The sequence below is a fragment of the Variovorax sp. PMC12 genome (genome assembly GCF_003019815.1).
Taxonomy (GTDB): domain Bacteria; phylum Pseudomonadota; class Gammaproteobacteria; order Burkholderiales; family Burkholderiaceae_C; genus Variovorax.
The window spans coordinates 3071887-3089608 of record NZ_CP027773.1 but is presented as its reverse complement, the minus strand read 5'-3'; the positions used below and the strand labels follow the sequence as shown (position 1 = coordinate 3089608).

Sequence of the window (17722 nt, the reverse complement as noted above, 5' to 3'; positions counted from 1 at the left end):
CCCATGGCAGCAGTAATTTGCGGTTCCCTCGCGTTCGACACGATCATGACTTTCGAGGGGCGGTTCGCCGACCAGATTCTTCCCGACCAGTTGCACATCCTGAATGTGTCGTTCCTGGTGCCGACCCTGCGGCGCGACTTCGGCGGCTGCGCCGGCAACATCGCCTACAGCCTCAATGCGCTCGGCGGCACGGCCCTGCCGATGGCCACGTTGGGCAGCGACGGTGCTACGTACCTCGAGCGCATGCGCTCGCTGGGCATCAGCACGGAGTTCGTGCGCCAGCTCGACGACACCTTCACCGCTCAGGCGATGATCATGAGCGACATCGACAACAACCAGATCACCGCTTTCCACCCCGGCGCGATGCAGCAGGCGCATGTCACCAAGGTGGCGGCGCGCGAGGACATCAAGCTCGGCATCATCGCGCCGGACGGCCGTGACGCCATGCTGCAGCACGCGGAGCAGTTTGCCGCCGCCGGCATTCCGTTCGTCTTCGATCCGGGCCAGGGCCTGCCGATGTTCGACGGCGAGGCGCTGCGCCACTTCGTCGAGCTTGCGAGCTGGGTGGTGGTGAACGACTACGAAGGCAAGATGCTGTCGCAACGCACCGGCTGGAGCCTGGCCGAGATCTCGCAGCGCGTGCGCGGCCTCGTGGTCACGCTGGCGGCCGACGGCTGCGAAGTGTGGACCGACGGTGTGCGCGAACACGTGCCCGGCGTGGTGCCGACGGAGGTGGTCGAGCCCACCGGCTGCGGCGATGCATGGCGCGGTGCGCTGCTGTTCGGCCTGGAAAAGGAATGGCCGCTGGCGCAGTGCGCGGCCCTTGGCAATCGCATCGGCGCGCTCAAGATCGCGCAGCGCGGCCCGCAGAACTACCAGGTCGATCGCAAGGCCCTGGGCCTCTGATTCGCCCAATAAAAAAGCCCGACACCGTGAGGTGTCGGGCTTTTGCGCCTTCAGGGCCGCTGAAAAGACTCAGGGCTTGCTGGCCGTGGGAAACGGCCATGCAGCTTGAGGATTCAGCGTCGTCTGTGCAGCAGGAGCAGCAGCGGGTGCTACGGCAGCCTTGGCGGGCGCTGCTGCCTTGGCAGCCTTCTTCGCAGCAGGCTTCTTGGCAGCAGCGGCAGGCTTGGCAGCGGGCTTTTTCGCGGCTTTCTTGGCCGCGGCCTTTTTCGCAGGCGCCTTCTTGGCAGCAGCCTTCTTCGCAGGCGCCTTCTTGGCGGCGGCCTTCTTGGCAGGCGCCTTCTTCGCAGCAGCCTTCTTGGCCGGGGCCTTCTTCGCTACGGCCTTCTTGGCAGGCGCCTTCTTGGCGGCGGCCTTCTTGGCAGGTGCTGCCTTCTTGGCCGCTACCTTCTTCGCCGGCGCCTTCTTGGCGGCTACCTTCTTGGCAGCGACCTTCTTGGCCGGTGCCTTCTTGGCGGCTACCTTCTTTGCCGGAGCCTTCTTTGCAGCCACGACCTTCTTTGCCGGAGCCTTCTTTGCAGCGGCTTTCTTAGCCGGCGCTTTCTTTGCAGTTGCCATTTCTATTTCTCCTTGATCAAGTTGAAAAAATCAACCTATTGAAGCACTCCACGCACGTTGGGTAGCGTGAAGCGATTCATGGCGTTGGAATCTGAGCCCCAGCACCATGAACACCTGAGCCCTCGTCCATGCCGCGCTCTATGGCGCGATCGGTGGCAAGGGCAATTCTTGAATTCATTAATTCTTGTCGAAAGATTCAATCCCAGGAGAGCGCACCACCCGACTGGTACTCGATCACGCGGGTTTCGAAAAAGTTGCGCTCTTTCTTCAGGTCAATCATTTCGCTCATCCAGGGGAACGGGTTTTCCTCGTTCGGGAAGAGCGTTTCGAGGCCGATCTGCTGTGCACGCCGATTGGCGATGTAGCGCAGGTAGCCCTTGAACATGGAGGCATTCATGCCGAGCACGCCGCGAGGCATGGTGTCTTCGGCGTATTTGTATTCGAGCTCGACGGCCTTCATGAAGAGGGCCTTGATCTCCGCCTTGAACTCGGGGGTCCAGAGGCCGGGGTTCTCGAGCTTGAGCTGGTTGATCAGGTCGATGCCGAAGTTGCAGTGCATCGACTCGTCGCGCAGGATGTACTGGTACTGCTCGGCGGCGCCGGTCATCTTGTTCTGGCGGCCCAGCGCGAGGATCTGCGTGAAGCCGACGTAGAAGAACAGCCCTTCCATGAGGCAGGCGAACACGATGAGCGACTTGAGCAGCGTCTGGTCGGTCTCGTGGGTGCCGGTCTTGAAGTTGGGGTCGCTGATGGCGTCGATGAACGGGATCAGGAACTGGTCCTTCTCACGGATCGACGGCACTTCGTTGTAGGCGTTGAAGATCTCGCTCTCGTCCAGGCCGAGCGACTCGACGATGTACTGGTACGCGTGCGTGTGGATCGCTTCCTCGAAGGCCTGGCGAAGCAGGAACTGGCGGCATTCGGGGGCCGTGATGTGGCGATAGGTGCCCAGCACGATGTTGTTGGCGGCCAGCGAGTCGGCGGTCACGAAGAAGCCAAGGTTGCGCTTGACGATGCGGCGCTCGTCTTCGGTCAGGCCGTTCGGGTCTTTCCAGAGCGCGATGTCGCGCGTCATGTTCACTTCCTGCGGCATCCAGTGGTTGGCGCAGGTGGCGAGGTACTTTTCCCACGCCCACTTGTACTTGAAGGGCACCAGCTGGTTGACGTCGGTCTGACCGTTGATGATGCGCTTGTCGGAGGCCTTGACGCGCTGGGTGGCCGCGGGCGTTGCTGCTGCGGGCTGTGCAATCGACGAAGTCGGAGCATCCACCGAACGGCCCGCGGAAAAACCGCCGGTCGATGCGTGGTGCTGCTGCAATCCTTGTTGCATATCCTTTGGTAAGGAGGGCTTGACTTCTTCGTCCCAGGTCAACATAGAAAAATCCAATGCTCAAATTATCGGAGTAACGATGTGAGTTGCAAAGTGCTCGTTCACATCGCACGCCATTTATGTGGTTGTTATGTTGCTCGCATGCATCGTGCGATGTCAGTCAATGGCTTCATCGAGTGACCGTCGCACGACTTTCGCATGCGCCTCGCTGATTCAACGAAGCGCCGGACGGCGCTTCGATTCACTCATCACTGGCAGGCTTCGCAGGTCGGATCGTCCACGCCGCAGAACGCGATGTCGGTGGCGGGAATCGCGTTCATCTGCGCCTTCGCCGCTGCTGCAGCGGCTTCGAGCGCGCTCATGCCCGAAGGTGCATCGCTGCCCGACGACACTGCGTTGAGCCGGCCCGACTGCACCGTCGACTTCTCGGCGTGCGTCGCGCTCTGCGTGCGCAGGTAGTAGGTCGTCTTCAGGCCGCGCAGCCATGCGAGCTTGTACGTGTCGTCGAGCTTCTTGCCCGATGCGCCGGCCATGTAGATGTTCAGCGACTGCGCCTGGTCGATCCACTTCTGGCGACGCGCGGCGGCTTCCACCAGCCACGTGGTTTCCACTTCGAACGCGGTGGCGTAGAGCGCCTTCACGTCCTGCGGCACGCGGTCGATCGGACGCAGCGAGCCGTCGAAGTGCTTCAGGTCCATGACCATCACGTCGTCCCACAGGCCCAGGCGCTTCAGGTCGCGCACCAGGTAGTGGTTGATCACGGTGAATTCGCCCGACAGGTTCGACTTGACCGACAGGTTGCCGAAGCAGGGTTCGATCGATGCGTCCACGCCGATGATGTTCGAGATGGTCGCGGTCGGAGCGATGGCCACGCAGTTCGAATTGCGCATGCCGTCGGCCTTGATCTTCTGGCGCAGCGCGTCCCAGTCGAGGGTGGCCGAGCGGTCGACCTCGACGTAGCCGCCGCGTGCCTTTTCCAGCAGGTCGAGCGAGTCGATCGGCAGGATGCCCTTGTCCCACAGCGAGCCCTTGTAGCTCGAGTACTTGCCGCGTTCGCGGGCAAGCTCGGTCGATGCCCAGTAGGCGTGGTAGCAGATGGCTTCCATCGACTCGTCGGCGAACTGCACGGCTTCTTGCGAGGCGTAGGGAATGCGCAGTTCGTACAGCGCGTCCTGGAAGCCCATCAGGCCCAGGCCGACCGGACGGTGGCGCAGGTTCGAGTCGCGCGCCTTCTTCACGGCGTAGTAGTTGATGTCGATCACGTTGTCGAGCATGCGCATCGCCGTGGAGATCGTCTTCTTGAGCTTTTCCTGGTCGACCTTGCCGTCCTTCAGATGCTGCAGCAGGTTCACCGAGCCGAGGTTGCACACGGCGGTTTCGGTGTCGCTGGTGTTCAGCGTGATCTCGGTGCACAGGTTCGACGAGTGCACGACGCCGGCGTGCTGCTGGGGCGAGCGCACGTTGCAGGCGTCCTTGAACGTGATCCAGGGGTGGCCGGTCTCGAACAGCATCGTGAGCATCTTGCGCCACAGGTCGGTCGCCTGGATGGTGCGCGCGGGCTTGATGTCGCCACGGGCAGCCTTCTCTTCGTAGGCGACGTAGGCCTTCTCGAATTCGGCGCCGAACAGGTCGTGCAGGTCGGGCACGTTGGAGGGCGAGAACAGCGTCCAGGTGCCCTTTTCCATCACGCGGCGCATGAACAGGTCGGGGATCCAGTTGGCGGTGTTCATGTCGTGCGTGCGGCGGCGGTCGTCGCCGGTGTTCTTGCGCAGCTCCAGGAACTCCTCGATGTCGAGGTGCCAGGTTTCCAGGTAGGTGCAGACGGCGCCCTTGCGCTTGCCGCCCTGGTTCACGGCCACGGCCGTGTCGTTCACCACCTTCAGGAACGGCACCACGCCCTGCGATTCGCCGTTGGTGCCCTTGATGTGGCTGCCGAGTGCGCGAACGCGGGTCCAGTCGTTGCCCAGGCCGCCGGCGAACTTCGACAGCAGCGCGTTTTCCTTGATCGACTCGTAGATGCCGTCCAGGTCGTCTGGCACGGTGGTCAGGTAGCAGCTCGACAGCTGCGAGCGCAGCGTGCCGGCGTTGAACAGCGTGGGCGTGCTCGACATGAAGTCGAACGACGACAGCACTTCATAGAACTCGATGGCGCGGGCTTCGCGGTCGATTTCGTTCAGCGACAGGCCCATGGCCACGCGCATGAAGAAGGCCTGCGGCAGCTCGATGCGGGTCTTGCGCACGTGCAGGAAGTAGCGGTCGTACAGGGTCTGCAGGCCGAGGTAGTCGAACTGGTTGTCGCGTTCGGCCTTCAGGGCGGCGCCCAGGCGGGGCAGGTCGTACTGCAGCAGCTTTTCGTCGAGCAGGTCGTTGTCCACGCCCTTCTTGATGAACTGCGGGAAGTAGTCGGCATAGGCGGTGGCGCGCTCGGCGGGCATCACTTCGCGGCCGATGATTTCCTTGAAGATCGTGTGCAGCAGCAGGCGCGCGGTGGCGAAGGTGTAGTCGGGGTCCTTCTCGATCAGCGTGCGGGCGGCCAGGATCGAGGCCTTGTAGACCTCGTCGAGCGGCACGCCGTCGTACAGGTTGCGCATCGTCTCGGCGACGATTGGCGCGGCGGTGATGCTCTCGCCCAGGTTCTCGCAGGCGGATTCGATCAGGCCCTTGAGCTCGTTGATGTCGAGCGCGACCAGCTCGCCGTTGTCCAGCACGTGCAGCGCGGGCGTGGCCGGCGCTTGTTGTTCGCCCTGCTTCGAACGCTCCTGCGTGCGGCGCTCGCGGTACAGCACGTAGGCGCGCGCGATTTCATGATGGCCGCCGCGCATCAGGCCGAGTTCGACCTGGTCCTGCACGTCTTCGATGTGGAAGGTGCCGCCGCCCGGACGCGAGCGCACCAGCGCGCGGATCACGCCTTGCGTGAGCACGTCGACCGTCTCGCGAACGCTGGCCGAAGCCGCGCCCTGCGTGCCGTGCACGGCGAGGAAGGCCTTCATCATCGCGATGGCGATCTTGTTCGGCTCGAAGGGCACCACGGCGCCGTTGCGGCGGATGATCTGGTAGTGGGCCAGGTTCTGGACGTTGGGGGAGCCGGCAGTGTCTCGCTGCTGCTGCGGTGGCGTCGAGGGAACGGCACGCGGGGTCGATTGGGGGGTCAGGGCAGTTTGCATTCGCTTCCTCTCGGTTGGCAATTCTTGTTGGATGGCGACGCCTGGGCCGGGCGTCGCGCCGGTGTTGATGACCGGACGTTGGACACTATATCTAGGGTGCGAGGGGTGTACAACCCACTAGATGTAGCGTTTTCGTCTCGATACAAGCCTTGCCGGCATCTCTTTCGGCGTAGGACAACAGCAGAGATGCCGCGTGAATACTGGGCTATGGTCGCGCAAGCCGCATGGGGCTTGGCTTGCGAGCCGATTTGGGCCTGCAAGGCGCATGGTTGCTTGATCGAGCGACAGACATTTTCGCATTGCCGCGACGCACGATCCGCGCATCGCGAGCCGCCGCGCGATTGAAAAAATTAGCGCTGCACCACCTGTGCAGGAAACATTTGTGGACTCCAGCCCAATTGCTCGCGCAGCAGGCGCCAGTCGAAACCGGCGCCGGGGTCTTGCTTGCGGCCCGGCGCGATGTGCTCGTGGCCGGCGATGTGGGCGATGGGATAGTGCTGCGCGATCGCGGCGCACAGGCTCGCGAGCGTCTCGTATTGCGGCGCGTCGAACAACTGGCCCTCGAGGCCTTCGAGCTCGATGCCGACCGAGTCGTCGTTGCAGTTGCCGCGGCCGCGCCACGACGACACGCCGGCATGCCAGGCGCGGTCGTCGCAGCTCACGAACTGCCAGAGCTCGCCGTTGCGGCGCACGTAGAAATGCGAGGACACCTCGAGCCCGCGGATCGACTGGAAGTAGGGGTGCGCGTCCCAGTCGAGCCGGTTGGTGAAGAGCCGCTGCACAGCGTCGCCGCCGTACTCGCCGGGCGGCAGGCTGATCGAATGGATCACGACGAGGTCGGTATTCGCGCCCGCGGGGCGGGGGCCGAAGTTCGGAGAGGGCAGCGCCTTCGCGAAGCGGTACCAGCCGGCCTGCCAGAGCGCACCGTCGTCGTTGCCGCCTGCGGTGCCTTCAGTCGTCGGCATGGCTGCTCGCGCCATCGTCGCCGTTGGGCGTGGTGATGCCCAGGCGCGCGATGCGGTAGCGGATCTGGCGCAGGCTCATGCCGAGCCGCGCGGCGGCGGCGGTGCGGTTGAAGCCGCTGTCGTGCAGCGCGCGCACGAGAATCTCGCGCTCCTGCTGGTCGAGGTAGGCCTGCAGGTCGGACGGCAGCGGCGGCGGCGCGGGCTTGGGCGGCGCAACCGGCGCGGGAGCCGGCATGAGCATGGCGGGCGTCGTGATCTCCGGCATCAGCGGCGCCGGCGCGGACGCGGCGGCTTCGGCGGAGGCGGTGAAGCCGCCCATCAGGTCGAGGTGCAGCTCGTCGCCGTCGTTCAGCGCGACCGCGCGGTGCAGCAGGTTCTCGAGTTCGCGCACGTTGCCGTCGAGCGGGTGCATGCCGAGCCGGCGCAGCAGGTCGTCCGACAGGTGCGGCACCGGCATTCCGGCCTCGTGCGCAATGCGCGACAGCAGTGCGGCGCACAGCGCGGGCAGGTCTTCGCGGCGGTCACGCAGCGCGGGCACCGCGATCTCGATCACGTTGAGCCGGTAGAACAGGTCTTGCCGGAAGCGGCCGGCCTGCACCTCTGAATGAAGGTCCTTGTGGGTGGCGCTGACGATGCGCACGTCGACCGCGTCTTCCTGCGTGGAGCCGATCGAACGCACGCTGCGCTCCTGGATCGCGCGCAGCAGCTTCGACTGCATGGCCAGCGGCAGGTCGCCGATTTCGTCGAGGAACAGCGTGCCGCCTCGCGCTGCCTGGAAGTAGCCGTCGCGGTCTTGCGCCGAGCCGGTGTAGGAGCCCTTGCGGGCGCCGAAGAATTCGGCCTCGAGCAGGTTCTCGGGAATCGCGCCGCAGTTGACGGCCACGAACGGGCCGTCGCTGCGCTGGCTGCAGGCGTGCACCGCGCGCGCCACCAGTTCCTTGCCGGTGCCGGACTCGCCGCGCACCAGCACCGGCGCCATGCCGCGCGCCACCTTTGCGATGCGCGACTTGACGAGGCGCATGGGCTCCGAATCGCCGACGAGGCGCTCGAGCGCGGCGGCGCCGCTGTCCGACATGGCCACCGGCGCATCGTTGTTGTTGCCCGCCGCCGCGGCAGGCGCCGACCTGGCCGGCTGCTGCGCGGCATTGCGCGCCTGCACGGCGGAAGCGACCACGGCGCGGAACTGCTTGAGATCGACGGGCTTCGTGAGGTAGTCGAAGGCGCCTGCCTTCAGCGCCTCGACCGCATTCTCGGCCGAGCCGTAGGCCGTCATCACCACGCAGCGCTCGCTGCGCTGCTCCTTCTGTATGCGGTGGATGATTTCCATGCCCTGTCCGTCGGGCAGCCGCATGTCGGTGATGACCGCGTCGAAGCGGCCCGCCTCCAGGTGCTGCCATGCCTCGGACACGCTGCCCGCGGCCTCGACGCGATAGCCCTCGCGCAGCAGCGTCAGCTCGTAAAGCGTGCGCAGGTCGGGTTCGTCGTCGATGACCAGGATCTGCGCCGGCCGCTGAGTGGAAGGGGTGGGAATGCTCACGGCGCTATTGTGTCAGCCGGTTTTCGCTGGCGGCGAAGCTCACGAAGAATTCGTTGCCCTCCGGGCCGCCCTGGACCATCGCGCGCCGCTCGTAGCCGATGGTGGCGCCGTGGCGCCGGCACAGCTCGCGGCACAGGAACAGGCCGAGTCCGCTGGAGCGGCTTTCCGACGAGAAAAACGGCTCGAACAGGTGCCGCTGCACCGCGGGCTCCAGCGGCGCGCCGTCGCTCCACACCATCAGGGCGGGGCGGCCCGAGGTGCCGCGCTGAAGGCTGGTCAGCACCTGGATCGAGCCTTCGCGCTTGCCGGCGTAGCGCGATGCGTTGTCGAGCAGGTTCACCAGCAGCCGGCGCAGGTGCTCGGCGTCGAAACGCACGTCGCTGCCAGCCGCATCGAGCGACACCTGCACGCCCTTGCGCTGCGTCTGGCGGATCCATTCCTCGGCCAGCACCTGCACCGCGGGGTCGAGCACGACCTGCTCGCCCAGCGACAGCACGCGCTGCTGGCGCGCCCGGGAAACGTCGAGCACGTCGTCCACGATGCGCGCGAGCCGCTGCGCGTTGTGCTGCACCATGCTCGTGAGCTTGCGGTGCGCGGGGTCGGTCAGGTCTTCGTTGAGCAGCGCGCTGGCCTGCGTGATGGCGGCCAGCGGATTGCGGATTTCATGGGCGACCGCGGCGGACATGCGGCCCATCGCCGCCAGCTTCTCGGTGCGGATGCGGGCCTCGAGTTCACGTAAGTCCTGCAGGAACATCACGCACAGGCTGTCGAGCCGCTTGTCGTCGGCGGGTGTGAGCCGGGTGCGCACGCGCACCTCGCGGGCCGCGCCGCGCGCCTGCGCCACCGGAATTTCTTCCGACTGGGGCGCCCGGCGCGCGAAGGTCTGGCGCGCCAGCGCGGCCAGCGCATGCCAGGCGGGCTGTGCGTGCAGGGGGAAAGGCAGCGTCAGCTTCGCCAGCCCCTGCCCGAGGATCGCGTCGGCCGCCGGGTTGGCCGCGTGCACCAGCCCTTCGGCGTCGATCACCAGCACGCCTTCGCTCAGCGTCTCGATCACCAGGTCGTTGACCTGCGCCTGCATCTGCGCGCTGCTGCGGTTGCGCTGCGCCACCGCCTCTTCGCGCGCGAGCCGGCGTGCCAGTTCGTGCGCCAGCAGGGCCACCACGAAAAGCCCGGTGCCGGTGAGCGCCGCCTGCACGAAGCGGCCCGACGAGTCGACGGGCTGCTGCAGCCAGTGCCAGCCCGCGTCGGCCAGCAGCAGCAGCGTGACGGTGGACGTGGTGCCCAGGCCCACCACCACCGTGCCGAGCACCGCGCTCATGAGCACCGGCAGCGCGAACAGCGGCGTGTAGTTGACGTTGCCGCCCTGCATCACCTGCAGCGTGGTGAAGGCGGCCAGGTCGACGCCGACGGTGAGCAGCCACGGCGCGGTGAAGCCCCGGATCGGCGGCTGCAGGCGCGTGTAGCGCATGGTCAGCCAGGCAGTGACCAGGTAGACGGCGGAAATCCCGATGGCCAGCGGCTGCATCGTCTGCCCGAGCGCAAAGGCCACGCCCTGAAGCAGCACCAGCACCAGCGCGACGAAGCAACGCGCGGCCATGAAGCCGCGCCACAGCCGGATGAGGGCGGTGCTTTCGCTGCCGCCGAGCTCGAGCACGTCCCAGTCGGTGACAGGCTCGCCGCGCGACCAGAGGGGAGAACTCATTGGCGAAGGCGCCGCGTGGTCAGCGGCTCACGGTGGCGGCGTCGCGGTGCGCGGTGCTGCAGTAGACAGCGCCGCCCGGCCCGGCGATGGCGTCGGTCGCGGGCAGGTGCAGTCCGCAATGGGCGCAGCGCACCATGGCCTGGGGCGGTCCGACCGGGGTGGGCGGGCGCTGCTGCGCCTTGGCCGCGCGCTCGCGCATCGCGTCGCGCATTTCTTCGCGCCGGTTCTTGCGCCAAAGCCAGATCGCGACCCAGAGCACCGCGAGGACGAGGAGGTATTTCATACAGGAGGACGAGCGAGCACCACTTCGAGCACGAAGCGCGAGCCCACGTAGGCCAGCAGCAGCAGGGCGGAGCCGGCATACAGCACGCGGCGCGCGGTGCGGCCGCGCCAGCCGAAGCGGACCCGGCCGATCAGCAGGACGGCGAAGGTGAGCCAGGCGAGCACCGAGAAGGTGGTCTTGTGGTCCCACTTCCAGAAGCGGCCGGCGGTGCCGTAGAGCTGCTCGCTGAACAGCAGGCCGGCCAGCAGCGTGGCCGAGAGCAGCACGAAGCCGGCGGTGACGAAACGGAAGGTGAGGCGTTCGAGCGTGAGCAGCGGCACGCCACCCTGATGGGGTTCGGCGGTGGCCAGGCGGATCTGCTTTTCGGCGCGGGTGATCAGCCAGGCATGCACGACCGCGGCGCCGAACAGGCCGTACGAGGCGATGCCCAGCGCCAGGTGCAGCGGCAGCCATGGCGAGGCCGAGACGTGCAGCGGCGTGCCCGCGAACAGTATGGCCAGCAGCACCGCGGCCGCGCCCAGCCAGGCAAGCGCGCGCCGCACCTTGAGCTGGGGATACATGCGGCTTTCGATCGCATAGACGGTGAGCACCAGCCACGCCGTGACCGACAGCGCGGGCGCGAAACCGAAGCGCGGCTCGCTGCCCATGAGGCCGTGAGCCAGTGCCAGGGCGTGTAAAAGCCACGCAATGCCGAGGGCCCATTGGGTCGCCTGGCGGCTCATCCGGGCCCCGGCGGCGGCGACAAATCCGTAGGCCACGGCGGTGGCGATGCCCAGCGCCACGCCGAGTGGAGAGGGGATCGCTAAAATCATCGGTGAAGTGTAATGGCTCGCCCCCAGGCTTCGCGTTGCTGCGCCTCCCCCTACCGGGGGCAACACCAGCGGCCCGGCGAAGCCGGTTCTGCGGTGTTTCGCGAATGGGCAGCGCCCGCGACCGGCTTCAGATTCCCCGACTTTTCATCGGTTCGCGCTAGCGGACAACAAGGTATTTCTTTCATGGCCACCGCCCTCACAGAAAAGTTCTCCCGCCTCGTCAAGACGATGAGCGGCCAGGCGCGCATCACCGAAAGCAACGTGCAGGACATGCTGCGCGAAGTGCGCATGGCGCTGCTGGAAGCCGACGTGGCGCTGCCCGTGGTGCGCGACTTCGTCGCCCGCGTGAAGGAAAAGGCGCTCGGCCAGGAAGTGCTGGGTTCGCTCAAGCCGGGCCAGGCGCTGGTCGGCATCGTCAACCGCGAGCTTGCCGCCACCATGGGCGAGGGCGTGTCCGACATCAACCTCGCGGCCCAGCCGCCGGCGGTGATCCTCATGGCCGGCCTGCAGGGCGCCGGCAAGACGACCACCACCGCCAAGCTGGCCAAGCACCTGATCGAGAAGCGCAAGAAGAAGGTGCTCACCGTGTCGGGCGACGTGTATCGCCCCGCCGCCATCGAGCAGCTCAAGACCGTGACCAAGCAGGCCGGCGCCGAGTGGTTCCCGAGCACGCCCGACCAGAAGCCGCTGGACATCGCGCGCGCCGCGCTCGACCACGCCAAGCGCCACTATTTCGACGTGCTGCTGGTCGACACGGCCGGCCGCCTGGCCATCGACGAAGTGCTGATGGCCGAAATCAAGCAGCTGCACGCGGCGCTCGACCCGGTCGAAACCCTGTTCGTGGTTGACGCCATGCAGGGCCAGGACGCGATCAACACCGCCAAGGCCTTCAAGGAGGCGCTGCCGCTCACCGGCATCATCCTGACCAAGACCGACGGCGATTCGCGCGGCGGTGCGGCGCTGTCGGTGCGCCAGGTCACGGGCGTGCCGATCAAGTTCGCCGGCGTGAGCGAGAAGATCGACGGCCTGGAAGTGTTCGACGCCGAGCGCCACGCGGGCCGCATCCTGGGCATGGGCGACATCGTCGCGCTGGTCGAGCAGGTCACGGCCGGCGTGGACGTGGCGGCGGCGCAGAAGCTCGCGGCCAAGGTCAAGAGCGGCGCGGGCTTCGACCTGAACGACTTCCTCGGCCAGCTGCAGCAGATGAAGCAGATGGGCGGCCTCTCCAGCCTGATGGACAAGCTGCCCGCGCAGATGGCCGCCAAGGCCACCGAAGCCGACATGACCCGCGCCGAGCGCGACATCCGCCGCAAGGAAGGCATCATCAACAGCATGACGCCGCTGGAGCGCCGCAAGCCCGAGCTGCTGAAGGCCACACGCAAGCGCCGCATCGCCGCCGGTGCCGGCGTGCAGGTCCAGGAAGTGAACCGCCTGCTCAACGAGTTCGAGCAGATGCAGGGAATGATGAAGAAGATGAAGGGCGGCGGCCTCATGAAGATGATGAAGCGCATGGGCGGCATGAAGGGCATGGGCGGGATGGGTGGTCCCGGCGGGCCGAAGCTGCCGTTCTGAGCGGCGCACTCCACGCACGCACATATATATAAGAGGGCCCGCCGGTTCGCACCGGCGGGCCCTCTGTCTTTCAGGTCTGCATTTCAGGTCTGTACCTCGTAGACCGTCTCGTGCGTTTCCACCGGGGCCGGCAGCTCCCAGCGGTGCAGCATGCGCTCGATGCCCGCGTTCGACAGCGTCGTGTCGCGCTCTCGGTTGCGGCGCATCAGCTCGGCGTGCGGCACCTCCAGGTACACCAGCTCGATCTGCGCGTGGTAGGCCCACAGCAGATCGAGCGTCTTGGTGCGCATCTGCTGGCTCAGGTGCGTGGCGTTCCAGACGAAGCGCTCGTGCCTGCGCAGCAGCGCCTTGGCCTGGTCGACCGCATGGTGCGCCGCCATGCCGTCGTTCTCGCCGTGCCTGAGGCCCAGTTCGGTCCGCGCATCGTCGAAGGAAACCACCGGCCATCCCTTGCGGTGCTGCGCCACCCAGTGGTTCTTGCCGCTGGCCGGCAGGCCGCACATCACCGTCACCCGGGAGCCCGGGTTCTGGAACAGCGGGTAGTCGGGGCTGGTGTCGGCGCCGCGGAAGTAGGCCAGGCGCGTGTGGGCGTCGGCCATCTGGCGCGGGCCTTTCCAGCAGCCTTCTTCCTGCGCGAGTTCTTCGAACAGCGCGATGTCGGCCATGCTGTCGGCACGCTTTTCATAGTGGCGCCCCAGCATGTCGCAGCGCGCCACGCAGCACAGGTCGGGCAGGCTCAGCTCCCACGAAAGCTTGTGGACCAGCCATTCAGGCCGCACGCCCTTGCGCGAGGCGAAGGCATGGAACGGCAGCTGGTGCACGGCGATGATCCGGCAGACGGCTTCGCGCAACGCGAACGGCACGCGGGCCTTCCACATCAGCACGCGCACATCGACCGAGCCGCGCCGCGAATGGCCCGGCTGGCCGATGCGGCCGCTGGCTTCGTCGATCACCGTGGTGTCGGGCTTGGCAATGTCGTGCAGCAGGCAGGCCATGAACAGCACGAAGCGGCCGTCGGCATCGGCGCGCCGGTAGTGCGCGTCCTGCATCAGGGCGTCGAGCACCATGCGCGTGTGGATGCCGACGTTGCCTTCGGCGTGGTAGTACGGGTCTTGCGGCGTCTCTTCGAGGCGCAGCAAGGCCGGCAGCAGTTCGCAGCATTGCGCCCAGTCGGCGCCGTTGCCGGGCGCGGGCACCAGGGCGCGCAGGTCGTCGTGAGTCATCGCGTCCTCCTTGCGGTTGCGAGTTCGGCGGGGTCGCGCAAGGTGCGCAGGCCCAGGTCTTGCCACGTCATTTGCGGCGTCGGCGCGTAGAGGTCGGCGCCCGGCGCCAGTTTGTTCGGCAGCACCGGCCTGCGGCTGTGGTGCGAGCCCGAGTCCAGGATGGTCTGCACGAAGTCCGGGCGGACCCACTTGTAGCGGCCCGTCACCCGGCCGTCCGATTCCGTCTTGAGATACAGGCCCTCTGCGAGCTCGGACAGGTCGGTCTGCTGGCGCACGAGATCGAGCGGCTGGCCTTCATGCGCCACTGCCTGTTCGAATGCCGTCTTCCAGTGTGCGCTGCGCGCCAGCGAAGGCCGCACGAGCGCTTGCAGTGCCTTTGCATGGCGCGGCATCTCGCCTTCGTAGAGCACAGGAACCGGCAGTACCGGACTGCCATCGAGCAGCGCATGCCGTGCCGGCGTCGACAGAAAGCACTGCGCCTGCCGGTCGTAGAGGTCGAACTCCAGGAAGAACGCCGGCAGCCGGTCGTACCAGCAGCTGTGCTTGGCAAAGCACCATTCGCCGTACATCACGTAGCGGTCTTCGAGCCGCTCGAGCAATGCGGCTTCATGCGCCGCGGCCCAGTGCTTGAACAGGTTGAACTGGCGCTCGCCGGCGCCGCCCGCGAGGTAGTGGCCGCGCGACTGCAGCAGCAGTTCGCCCGCCGGGGTGAACGACACGGCGGCATTGGCGCCATCGAGTTTTTCCTCGATGACGACGTGCATGCCGTGCAGTCCGGACAGCGGCGTCTGGCCGTCGTCGGTGTCGCCCGCCTGCAGGCGGGAGCCTTCCAGGTGCGCAGTACGCGGGTACTTGAGCAGTGGGATCGATGAAAGGGAAGAGAGAGTAAACACGTTGGTTCTCCGGATGCGAATCAGGAAGGACCGACAACGTGCGGGAGCGAAGCTGGAAGAGACCGGGGGATCGGGAGCGACTTCCACGGCGGTGAAGATGCCGTGTCTGGTCAGCGGGTACGCAGCTTGGCGCCCGACATGACCAGCAATGAAGTGGTGTTGTCGGCGTCAGAGGGTGATGACGGCGAATCGGGGCACTTGGCGCTCCAGTGAAGGCTGAGGTTGAAGGAAGGCGCGGATTCTATAAGCACACAGCGCCGCCGGTGAAGCGGCCTGTTGTTTACTTGCCCTTGCTCTTTTCCGGCAGCGCGTAGGCGATGACATAGTCGCCGCGGTCCGGCGACTGCCGCGCGCCGCCCGCGCCCACCACGACATACTGCCGGCCGGTCTTGGGCGACACATAGGTCATCGGCCCCGACTGGCTGCCCACCGGCAGGCGAGCCTTCCAGATTTCCTTGCCGGTCGCGGTGTCGAATGCGCGCAGGTAGAAGTCCTGCGTTCCCGCGAAGAACAGCAGGCCCGACTGCGTGGCCAGCGACGCGCCCAGCGTCGGCATGCCGATCGGTATCAGCAGGTGCATGCGGATGCCGAGCGGGCCGGTGTCGCGCACGGTGCCCACCGGCACCTGCCACACCAGCTTGCGTGTCTTCAGGTCGATGGCCGACATCGTGCCGAAGGGCGGTGCCTGGCATGGTATGCCCAGCTGCGACAGGAAGCGTTCGCGCATCGCGCCGAAGGGCGTGCCTTCCTGCGGCACCACGCCCATCTCGATGCCGCTGGCGCCGGCCGGAATCTGCGCGCGCGGCACCAGGTAGTTGGCGAGGCCGAGGCGCATGTCGTTCACGAACATGTAGCTGCTGGTCGGGTCGACCGACACGCTGCCCCAGTTCATGCCGCCCAGCGAACCCGGGAACTGCAGCGCGTGGTCGAGGCCGGGCGGCGTGTAGACGCCTTCGTGGCGCATGCCCTTGAAGGCGATGCGGCACAGCAGCTGGTCGAAGGGCGTGGCGCCCCACATATCGGATTCGGCCAGTGTCTTGTTGCCGATCGAGGGCATGCCCACCGAATAGGGCTGCGTCGGCGAATAGCGCTCGCCGGGCACGTTGCCCTGCGGCACGGGGCGCTCCTGCACTTCGGCGATGGGCTTTCCGGTCTCGCGGTCGAGCATGAAGATCTCGCCCTGCTTGGTGACCTGCACGAGCGCGGGCTGCGTGCCGCCCTTGCCGTCGGGAATGTCGTAGAGCAACGGCTGCGCGGGCAGGTCGAAGTCCCAGAGGTCGTGGTGGGTGGTCTGGAAGCTCCAGCGCACCTTGCCCGTCTTCGCGTCGAGCGCGACCACCGACGAGCTGTACTTGTCGTCGAACGGCGTGCGCTCGCCGGCCCAGAAGTCGGGCGTGGCGTTGCCGGTGGGCAGGTAGACGAGCCCGAGCTTCGGGTCGTACGACATGGCCGACCACACATTGGGCGTGCCGCGCGTGTAGGTCTGGCCCGGCGGAGGCAGGCGCGTGACCGCCGGGTTGCCCGGGTCCCAGGCCCAGGCGAGTTCGCCGCTGACGGCGTTGTAGGCCCGCACCACGCCGGGCGGCTCGTCGGTCGAGAAGTTGTCGGCCACGCGGCCGCCCACCACCACCAGGTCGCCAGCGACCAGCGGTGTCGATGTCTGCTGGTAGTAGCCGTCCTTCACTTCGCCCATGCCGGCCTTGAGATCGACGACGCCCTGTCTGCCGAAATCGGCGCAGGGCTTGCCGGTGACGGCATCGACGGCGATCAGGCGGGCGTCGATGGTGGGCAGCAGCAGGCGCTGGCGGCAGGCACCCGGCGTGCTGCCGGGCGTGGGCGTCGCGCCTGCCGCGAGCCCGTCCTGGTCGTGATAGCCGAGCCCGCGGCAGCGCTGCCAGTTGGGGGCGGCGGCCTTGGGGTCGTAGCGCCAGAGTTCGGCGCCGGTGTCCGCGTCGAGCGCGACGATCTTGCTGTAGGCCGTGCACACGTACACGGTGGTGCCGATCTGCAGTGGCGTGTTCTGGTCTTCCGCGCCCGAGCCGTTGCTCTGCGGCACGTCGCCGGTGTGGGCGGTCCATGCGACCTTCAACTGGTCGACGTTGTCCCTGGTGATCTGGTCGAGCGCCGCGAAGCGGTCGCCCGCCGTGGTGTTGCCCCAGTGGCGCCATTCCTTCTGCGCGGCTTCGGGCTTGACCGGCACGACCGCAGGCACGGGGCCTTGCGCGACGACCACCGCGGCCGGCACGAAGGCATAGCCGCCGACCAGCACCAGGGCAACAGCCAGCAGCGCCGCAACGACGCGCGCCCCGCGCACGACCCTGGCGCCTGGCACGCGCACCAGCGCCGGGTAGGCCAGCGCCACCAGCACGCCCAGCACGCCGAACGCCACCAGCCGCGACACCAGCGGCCAGAAATTCCAACCCGCATCCCGCACGGCCCACACCGCAGTGCCCACCAGCGTCAATGCGAAGAGCCAGGCGCCGGTCGGCCGGTGCCTGGCAACGAGCAGGCCCGAAACCAGCAGCGCAAGGCCGGCCAGCACGAAGTACCAACTGCCGCCCAGGGCCGCGAGGTAGGCGCCGCCGACCGCGAGGAAGGCGCCCATCAGCATCGTGAGCGCACCGAGCGCGATCAGCCCGATCGACACCGCGAGCGGCCTTCGTCTTTGTTCCATGGAACCGAACCCCTTGTGCTGGCCTGACGTTCCAGTCTGCCATGAA

Annotated in this window: 13 protein-coding genes; 2 read left to right on the top strand and 11 right to left on the bottom strand. The window is 67.0% G+C overall.

Annotated features, from left to right (window positions below):
* Window positions 1-3 precede the first annotated feature (3 nt).
* Window positions 4-906, top strand: coding sequence for a carbohydrate kinase family protein (locus C4F17_RS14415; protein ID WP_106935682.1), 903 nt, complete (start codon window positions 4-6; stop codon window positions 904-906).
* Window positions 907-975: 69 nt separating this feature from the next.
* On the opposite strand, the gene C4F17_RS14410 is transcribed toward C4F17_RS14415, so the two are convergent.
* The 8 genes from C4F17_RS14410 to C4F17_RS14375 all read right to left on the bottom strand — a co-directional run bounded on the left by C4F17_RS14410 (window position 976) and on the right by C4F17_RS14375 (window position 11314).
* Window positions 976-1521, bottom strand: a complete 546-nt coding sequence (locus tag C4F17_RS14410; protein WP_081270249.1) for a histone H1-like DNA-binding protein — start codon at window positions 1519-1521, stop codon at window positions 976-978.
* A 196-nt stretch (window positions 1522-1717) separates the two neighbouring features.
* Window positions 1718-2896, bottom strand: coding sequence for a ribonucleotide-diphosphate reductase subunit beta (locus C4F17_RS14405; protein WP_081270250.1), 1179 nt, complete (start codon window positions 2894-2896; stop codon window positions 1718-1720).
* Between the two features lie 203 nt (window positions 2897-3099).
* Window positions 3100-6015 carry a ribonucleoside-diphosphate reductase subunit alpha gene (locus C4F17_RS14400; protein WP_081270251.1) on the bottom strand — a complete coding sequence of 972 codons (2916 nt, stop codon included), beginning with the start codon at window positions 6013-6015 and terminating at the stop codon, window positions 3100-3102.
* A gap of 350 nt (window positions 6016-6365) precedes the next feature.
* Window positions 6366-6980 carry a 1,6-anhydro-N-acetylmuramyl-L-alanine amidase AmpD gene (ampD, locus tag C4F17_RS14395; protein ID WP_106935681.1) on the bottom strand — a complete coding sequence of 205 codons (615 nt, stop codon included), beginning with the start codon at window positions 6978-6980 and terminating at the stop codon, window positions 6366-6368.
* Window positions 6967-8517 (bottom strand): sigma-54-dependent transcriptional regulator, encoded by a 1551-nt coding sequence (locus C4F17_RS14390; RefSeq protein WP_106935680.1) that lies wholly within the window; start codon window positions 8515-8517, stop codon window positions 6967-6969. Before C4F17_RS14390 ends, ampD begins: the two co-directional genes overlap by 14 nt.
* Window positions 8518-8521: 4 nt before the next feature.
* Entirely contained in the window at window positions 8522-10219 is a 1698-nt protein-coding gene (locus C4F17_RS14385; protein ID WP_106935679.1) for a two-component system sensor histidine kinase NtrB, read from the bottom strand.
* 19 nt (window positions 10220-10238) lie between these two features.
* The gene (locus tag C4F17_RS14380; RefSeq protein ID WP_081270254.1) at window positions 10239-10502 is read right to left on the bottom strand and encodes a PP0621 family protein; all 264 of its coding nucleotides are present in this window, start codon (window positions 10500-10502) and stop codon (window positions 10239-10241) included.
* Complete coding sequence (locus C4F17_RS14375) at window positions 10499-11314, bottom strand: cytochrome C assembly family protein (protein ID WP_081270255.1); 816 nt, start codon at window positions 11312-11314, stop codon at window positions 10499-10501. The genes C4F17_RS14380 and C4F17_RS14375 overlap by 4 nt, the downstream gene beginning before the upstream one ends.
* Before the next feature lie 183 nt (window positions 11315-11497).
* On the opposite strand from C4F17_RS14375, the gene ffh reads away from it, so the two are divergent.
* Complete coding sequence (ffh, locus tag C4F17_RS14370; protein ID WP_081270256.1) at window positions 11498-12886, top strand: signal recognition particle protein; 1389 nt, start codon at window positions 11498-11500, stop codon at window positions 12884-12886.
* An 83-nt stretch (window positions 12887-12969) separates the two neighbouring features.
* Here ffh and C4F17_RS14365 read toward each other — a convergent pair whose 3' ends face one another.
* The 3 genes from C4F17_RS14365 to C4F17_RS14355 all read right to left on the bottom strand — a co-directional run bounded on the left by C4F17_RS14365 (window position 12970) and on the right by C4F17_RS14355 (window position 17676).
* A complete protein-coding gene (locus C4F17_RS14365) occupies window positions 12970-14109 on the bottom strand; it encodes an AAA family ATPase (RefSeq protein WP_106935678.1) in 1140 nt (379 codons plus the stop codon).
* Entirely contained in the window at window positions 14106-15002 is an 897-nt protein-coding gene (locus C4F17_RS14360) for an RNA ligase family protein (protein ID WP_106935677.1), read from the bottom strand. The genes C4F17_RS14365 and C4F17_RS14360 overlap by 4 nt, the downstream gene beginning before the upstream one ends.
* Before the next feature lie 280 nt (window positions 15003-15282).
* The gene (locus C4F17_RS14355) at window positions 15283-17676 is read right to left on the bottom strand and encodes a glucose/quinate/shikimate family membrane-bound PQQ-dependent dehydrogenase (RefSeq protein WP_106935676.1); all 2394 of its coding nucleotides are present in this window, start codon (window positions 17674-17676) and stop codon (window positions 15283-15285) included.
* Between the last annotated feature and the right edge of the window lie 46 nt (window positions 17677-17722).